The sequence below is a fragment of the Nocardia amamiensis genome (assembly GCF_015477605.1).
GTDB classification, from domain to species: Bacteria; Actinomycetota; Actinomycetes; order Mycobacteriales; family Mycobacteriaceae; genus Nocardia; species Nocardia amamiensis_A.
Genome location: NZ_JADLQX010000076.1, coordinates 1 through 6675 on the forward strand (window position 1 = coordinate 1; position 6675 = coordinate 6675).

The following is a 6675-nucleotide window of genomic DNA, read 5'->3' on the forward strand; positions in this document are numbered from 1 at the left end:
CCAGCGCATTGGTTCCGATCGTCTCCTCGGCCAGACAGACCCCGTCCCGGATGCCGAGGCTTTCCAGCGCGGATTCGAACCGTGGGTCGCCGAACCAGCGGTACACCAGACGACAGTCACGGTCGACGAGCAACAGGCTGAACTCGGTGCCCGCGAGCCTGTCGGCCATGCGATCGAGAACCACCGAGGCGGCTTCGACCAGACGGCTGCTGGGATCGAATTCAGCCACGGGGAGATCGGCGAAACCGTCGAACTCGGGCGCTACGCCGCTGAGCTTCGATCGCCTCCACGACAGTTCGATTTCCGGTCGCGTCACCGACGCTCCGGTTCCGGGGTCGTGAATCGACGACACCTCACTCCTCGCGTCCTGCCCTGCGGCTCAGTTACCGGCGCCAGGGCGTAGCCCGTCGAAAATGATCGCGGTGGCCCTGGACTGAATTTCGGGTTCTCCCGCGGAGTACTCCGCGGCGCGGAACGCTCCAAGGAGAACGGCCATCAATTCTGGTAGTGAGATGTCGGTTCGGACGGCGCCGACCTGTTGGCCGCGGTCGAGCAGTCGTCCCATCGCATCGTCGAATGCCTGGCGGACCTGAGACATCGCGCTGTCCAGCGGGGCGGAGCCGATGCCCGCCCCAGCGAGCGCGGCAGCAAAGGAATGCTTGGCGGCAGTCTGGTCGACCATCCAGGCTAAGAACGCGTAGAAGGCCGCGCCAGGGTCGTCGGTCTCTGCGAGAGCCCGCGCGTCCGCGACGAGATGGTCAAGTCGCTGGACCAGCACAGCTTCGATCAGCGACTCTTTCGTCGGAAAGTGCCGGAATATCGTGCCGATGGCGACGCCGGCCAGCTGGGCAACCTCCTCGGTGGTGGCACCAGGCCCGACAGCGGTGAAAACTGCGTCGGCCGCTTCCAGGATGCGCAAGCGGTTGCGGCGGGCGTCCGCACGCAGCGGCCGACCCTCGGAAGCGCGGTGGGCAGTCGGGGTCACGTGCTCCTCCAGGTTCGCATTGACAATGTGAGTAGTGACTCATATTGTAGATTGAGTAATGACTCATCTTATCTGACGGGAGTGAATAATGAACACGTTCGTGATGACTGGCGGTACCTCAGGGATCGGCGAGATCGCCGCGCGCCGCCTCGCGGGCGTTCCGGGCGCTCGGCTGCTGTTGGGTACCCGCGGTGCGGCGCTGCCGGAGGCCGAGGCGTTTCCGCTCGACCTGGCTCGACTTGACAGCGTCCGAGCCTTCGCCGAATCGATTGTCAGCCAGGTCGACGGAACCCGGATCAACGGACTCGTCCTCAATGCTGGCATCGCGACGCCCGATGCCGATAGCCGCACCGCGGACGGATTCGAGACGGCGTTTGCTGTCAACCACCTCGCGCACTATCTGCTGCTTCGGCTGCTGCTGCCCCATCTGGCAGACGGCGCCACGGTAGTGCTGACCACCAGCAGCACCCACGATCCCGCCGCTGGCACCCGCATGCCGCCGCCGCGACATGCCGATGCTCCGTTGCTAGCCCACCCCGACCGGGACGCCGAACGCGACAGACAGCCAGGCACTGCCGGACGACGGGCGTACGCGTCGTCCAAGCTGTGCAACATCCTTACCGCGCGGGCGCTGGCCGCGCAACCCGAGGCGCGTCAGCGCGATCTCGTCGTGGTGGCCTACGACCCAGGCCCCACTCCGGGTACCGGGTTGATGCGCAACGGCCCATGGGCACTTCGTCTGGCATGGGCCGCGCTCGAGCCGTTACGATCGCTTGTCCCACGCTTCAACGGGCGGGTAGCTACTGGAACAGTGCTGGCCGACATCGTGCTCGGTGCGATCAAACCACCGTCGGGACGGGTATATGCCTCATTCCAGCGCAGCCACCTCGGCTGGCCCGACCCATCGCAACTCGCGATGAGTGACGATGCAATGCACGCACTATGGCGCGACAGCGCCGCACTCACGGGAATCCCGAAGTAAGTGAGCAGCCCGACGGGAACCGGCGAACATGGGCCGGATTCGCCATTGGCTCAACGTGGATCGAAGCCGGTCGTGTGTTGTGACTGTCTCCTGGTTGACGCTCGAATTAGACGTGCTGCGCGCCATGGACAGTGCGGCCGTGGACCGACTCCGGGCAGAGCTCGGAGAGGCGGGCCGGCACTTCAATGCCATAGATGGGGCAGTGGCACGGCTGGAGAAGGTCCGAGAACTGAAGAAGATCCCAGCCAACCTCCAGATACCGCTGCGCTACTCACCTGCCTCAGCCAAGCCCGGACCCTGCTGACCAACTCTCAGACCGCTCTTCACACATGCGCACAGGGGTTCTCGGGCTTTTCGTGCAGGCGACTCCTCGCATTGGCGGCGACCCCACCACAGCGCCCGGCGGGTGCGATAACTCCGTCTCTGCCACAGCGCTTTTCTGCCAGATCAATGTCGTCACCGTCGTCTGGGCGGTGTGTCTCACACTGGATGCGGTCGCGCTCGCGAGTTGTGCAGCACTGGGCGTCGCACAACACCACCCTGCTGATCGTGTGCAAGGTCGGATTCTTCATCGCCGCCGCGATGGTCACAACCCGATACCCGGATATCGCGCGGCGGCGCGCCGGAGTCAGCGATGCCGAACTGGAGGCACTGACATGAGCAAGACCGAGACGACGACACCATCGTGGCTGACCGGACATCTGGCACCGGTACCCGACGAGATCGAGGCATTCGATCTGCCCCTTACCGGGGCGCTGCCAGCAGAACTGAGTGGCCGCTACTTCCGCAATGGACCCAATCCGCTACCGGGCCAGGACAGCGGGCACTGGTTCGCCGGACACGGCATGATTCACGGGTTGCGGCTGCGCGGCGGCCGCGCCGAGTGGTACCGCAACCGATGGGTGCGCACCCGTAGATTCACCGACAACGCACCGTTTCTGCGGGACGATCACACCTTCGACCGCACCGCAGTATCCGCCAACACGCACGTCATTGCGCACGGTCACCGGATACTGGCCCTGGCGGAGAACGGTTTTCCTTATGAGGTGAGCTCTGAGCTCGACACCATCGGCCCACGTGATTTCGACGGTCACCTGACCACCCCGATGACAGCACACCCCAAACGGGATCCCGACACCGGCGAATTGCTGTTCTTCGGCTACAGTTACGCGCCGCCATACCTCACCTACCATCGACTCACCGCCACAGGGGAATTGGTGGAGAGCCGCGTGGTGGACGTGCCGGGTCCAACGATGATGCACGACTTCGCCATCACCCGAAACCATGTGGTATGGTTGGATCTGCCGGTCGTCTTCGACCCGAAGCTGTTGGGCGGTGTGCCGTTTCGCTGGGACAACGAGTACAGCTCTCGGCTTGGCGTCATGCCCCGGCGCGGGAATCACCCCGTGCGCTGGTATGATATCGATCCCTGCTACATCTTCCATGTCGCCAACGCTCATGAGGATGCCGCAGGCCGGATCGTGTTCGATGCGGTCCGCTACGGTCCAGAGGATTTCGCCGCCTTATGGACGCAAATCGGGGGTAGTGTCAGCGAACGTACCGATCAGACGGGTGCAGCGCGGCTGCACCGCTGGACCCTGGACCCGGTGACCGGGCAAGCGACCGAGGTGCGCCTCGACGACCGGGGAGTGGAGTTCCCGACCCACGACGACACCCGCACCGGCTATCCGAACCGCTTCGTGTACGCGGCGGCCGATACCGCGATCGTCAAATATGACGTCACGAGCGGTCGTTCGACGACGCTGGAATTGGCTCCAGATCTCGTGCCCGGTGAGGCCGTCTTCGTTCCCGCCGCCGGAGCCCACGCCGAGGACGAGGGCTGGCTGCTCTCCATCGTCTCCGATCGCGCCGGACACGGCTCCGAACTCCTTGTCCTCGACGCCACCGATCTGTCGCACACGGCCTCCGTGCACCTACCCAGGCGAGTCCCGGCAGGATTCCACGGCAGCTGGATACCTGACAACCTCATGTAAAGGGATTCGACAGGGGTGCCGTCAAAGTCGTCTTTCAGTAGGTGGGCACTAGTCATATTCGTAGCTCTCATGGGCTAAGAAAGCTGTTGTCGAATGCGAGTGAGTACGGCAGCCATATTGCGGGAAGAGGTAGTTTGATTTACACGTAGGTCGCCGCGTTATTGACGTCAGAAGCTTCCGTTGATTTTCCGAGTCGGCTTTACCTGTCATCCGTCATACGTGCATTGTTGATGACAATTTTGCTGACTGGATGTATCGGCAGCGCTTGTGGCGGTATCGGGCCACTTATGGCAATGTCCGAATTGATCTTATGTAGTGTTTAGTTGCAGAAATGCATGAGTACAGAAATAAGGAGCATCACACGATGTTGACTCGCCGGTCGGCGGTCGCGCTCGCGATCGCCGGAGCTGTTCTGATCGCACTGGCAGCACTGCTGCGTTTAGCGGTAATTCCCTTTATGACGAAATTGCCAGAAGACCTCGACGCAAAGGTTCGTTTCGAGGGTACCATGATGCTGCTGAACTCGCAGGCTCTGGCCTCGGGGGACGTTTCTGACGCGATAGTGGATGGTATTCCGATCTCGGTCGACCGGCATGTACGTGTGGCCGCAACGGTTGGAGATATAGCGATCGTTCACGATAAGAGCACCATCAACGGCCCTAACGGCATGTCTATGGGGCAGTCCCACGTCTACGCAGTGGATCGCGTGTCATTCGGGCGCGCACCGGCTCCGGCTGGGATGGAGGTCGAGCCCCATGAGGGCATCACGGTCTCGCTTCCGATAAACCCACCAGCTGACAACTCCATGAAGCTCTGGGAGGCGGTAACACAGAACGGCGTTCCGCTGTCGTACACGGGATCCGGGGTAGTTCTCGGGCGTGCGATTAACAATTATACAGGAATTGCAGTTGGGTCCGTCAAAGACGATGCGACCTTGAAGAGGTTTCCACCCGAACTGCCGAAGCGCATGATTGAACAAATCCTTCCGCAATTGCCACCCGATACCCAAACACGCATTCGGGCAGCGATTCCGCTATTACCCGACATCACCCCATTGTCCTACTCTGCGACCAATACCGTGCGGTTGGCCGCCGACGCGCGACTCGGTATGCCAATTACTGCGGCGCGGGAACAGAAGATTGTCGCCCGGCTGGACCTGAACGGTGAGTATGTGGACCTGCTGCCGGTGATGGCTTTGAAGGTCGACCTGACTGGGCAATCCAGCGCGGAAGCCGCCGCCAGGGCTCAGGCATTAGGGCGCACGCTCGATCTCGTGGAGGTATGGGCGCCACTGGCCCTCGTCGTCGCGGGGTTCGGACTGGTCGCAGTCGCTGTCATGCGCCGAAAGGCCCGAACTGGAGACAGACTTTATGACTTTCACTAGGTGAGCAGTAACGCGGCAGGATTGGAAGATGGCCGAAGCAGTCGATGTCCGAGGAGTTGCCAAGGCACGGCGCATGGAACTGGGAGCCTTCCTCAAATCGCGGCGGGCGCGAATCGCGCCACGGGATGTCGGTTTTCCAGTAGAGGCACGGCGACGTACCCCTGGGTTGCGCCGCGAAGAAGTTGCTCAGTTATCGGGAATCGGGGTGACGTGGTATACGTGGCTAGAACAAGGCCGTGAGATCAATGTCAGTGTTCAGGTGTTGAATGCCGTGGCGCGGACGCTGTCGTTGAATGCTGCGGAGAAGGCGCACTTGTATCGATTGGCGGATGTACCGACGGTTCCCCCGGTATATTCCGGGACCGTGTTGCCCGGGGAGTTGCAGGTGATTTTGGATCATTTGGAGCCGTTGCCGGGTGTGGTGTTGAGTGCGCGGTATGACGTGTTGGCGCATAACAGGTCGTATGAAGCGTTGTGTCCGGTGGTTTTGTCGGGAGAGCGAAATTTGGCGCGTAGAGTATTCCTGACGCCGGAGTGCTTCAAACTGTACCGCCATAATTGGGATGATATGCGTCGGATGGTGGGTTATCTGCGTGGTGCGTACGCGAATAATCTGGGTGATCCGGGTTGGGAGAAGTTCATTGCGGAGTTGCATTCGGGTAGTGCGAGTTTCGCGTCGTTGTGGGCGTTGAATGATGTGGCGGTTCCGGTGGTTCGGACGAAGCGGGTGCGGAATTTGGCGGTGGGGGAGTTGGAGATGTTCGTGACAAGTATGTCGTTTCCGTCGGTGCCGCATTCGTGGATGCAGGTGTATACGCCGGTCGATGAGGTGGAGTGGGGGAAGTTGCGGAAGTTGTTGGCGATCAATCAGGAGGAGCGGCAACGTCCTGGATCGAGCATCGGAAGACGTATCACGACAACGCCGGCTGAGTTTCGCGATCTGCGCGGCGCAACGAGCGAGGGCTCCTCCAACCTGTGAATGCGCCCTGGAGGGTTCGAGGCTCGTCGTAGTGGAAATGGGATCGGCCCGGACCGCGCATGTTAGATACCGGGTGTCGGGCTGAAGTTGCCCTTTTCGAAATGCTGTCGACTTCGGAAGTTCGTGGTCTCTAACCTGACTCGGGCCACGTTTCTGGCTTGATGGTCGGTGCGGGTTGTTGACCTGGTGTTCTTCGGTGTGTGTGTGTGTGTGGATTTGCGCTCTAAGACCATGTCTCACATGGCTGATTTTGCTTTCGCCAGCTTCTTGAAGCAGGTGAGCGTGGCCGCCAACGTCAGGAAGCCCAGATAGTGAGTTCCTTTGCGGTCGTAGCGGATTGTGAGCCGGTGG

At 61.5% G+C, this 6675-nt stretch carries 6 protein-coding genes and 1 pseudogene; 5 read left to right on the plus strand and 2 right to left on the minus strand.

Annotated elements, in window-relative coordinates; all coding sequences use genetic code 11:
- Both IU459_RS36155 and IU459_RS36160 read right to left on the minus strand, forming a co-directional pair.
- A pseudogene (locus tag IU459_RS36155) lies at window positions 1–316 on the minus strand (hypothetical protein); the annotation flags it as partial.
- A gap of 63 nt (window positions 317–379) precedes the next feature.
- Window positions 380–985 carry a TetR/AcrR family transcriptional regulator gene (locus IU459_RS36160; RefSeq protein ID WP_195134092.1) on the minus strand — a complete coding sequence of 202 codons (606 nt, stop codon included), beginning with the start codon at window positions 983–985 and terminating at the stop codon, window positions 380–382.
- Between the two features lie 88 nt (window positions 986–1073).
- Here IU459_RS36160 and IU459_RS36165 point away from each other — a divergent pair, with 88 nt between their 5' ends.
- From IU459_RS36165 to IU459_RS36185, 5 genes are all read left to right on the plus strand, one after another.
- Window positions 1074–1967, plus strand: coding sequence for an SDR family NAD(P)-dependent oxidoreductase (locus tag IU459_RS36165; protein ID WP_195134093.1), 894 nt, complete (start codon window positions 1074–1076; stop codon window positions 1965–1967).
- Window positions 1968–2477: 510 nt separating this feature from the next.
- Entirely contained in the window at window positions 2478–2627 is a 150-nt protein-coding gene (locus IU459_RS36170; protein WP_195134094.1) for a hypothetical protein, read from the plus strand.
- Window positions 2624–3961 (plus strand): carotenoid oxygenase family protein, encoded by a 1338-nt coding sequence (locus IU459_RS36175; RefSeq protein WP_195134095.1) that lies wholly within the window; start codon window positions 2624–2626, stop codon window positions 3959–3961. Before IU459_RS36170 ends, IU459_RS36175 begins: the two co-directional genes overlap by 4 nt.
- 331 nt (window positions 3962–4292) lie before the next feature.
- Window positions 4293–5345 (plus strand): porin PorA family protein, encoded by a 1053-nt coding sequence (locus tag IU459_RS36180; protein ID WP_195134096.1) that lies wholly within the window; start codon window positions 4293–4295, stop codon window positions 5343–5345.
- Between the two features lie 28 nt (window positions 5346–5373).
- Window positions 5374–6324, plus strand: coding sequence for a helix-turn-helix transcriptional regulator (locus IU459_RS36185; RefSeq protein ID WP_195134097.1), 951 nt, complete (start codon window positions 5374–5376; stop codon window positions 6322–6324).
- Window positions 6325–6675 lie beyond the last annotated feature (351 nt).

What these genes read in the sequence shown, in the direction of transcription:
- IU459_RS36165 (WP_195134093.1), top strand. Translation starts at nt 1,074, where the DNA reads ATGAACACGTTCGTGATGACTGGCGGTACCTCAGGGATCGGCGAGATC.
- IU459_RS36175 (WP_195134095.1), top strand. Translation starts at nt 2,624, where the DNA reads ATGAGCAAGACCGAGACGACGACACCATCGTGGCTGACCGGACATCTG.
- IU459_RS36180 (WP_195134096.1), top strand. Translation starts at nt 4,293, where the DNA reads ATGCATGAGTACAGAAATAAGGAGCATCACACGATGTTGACTCGCCGG.
- IU459_RS36185 (WP_195134097.1), top strand. Translation starts at nt 5,374, where the DNA reads ATGGCCGAAGCAGTCGATGTCCGAGGAGTTGCCAAGGCACGGCGCATG.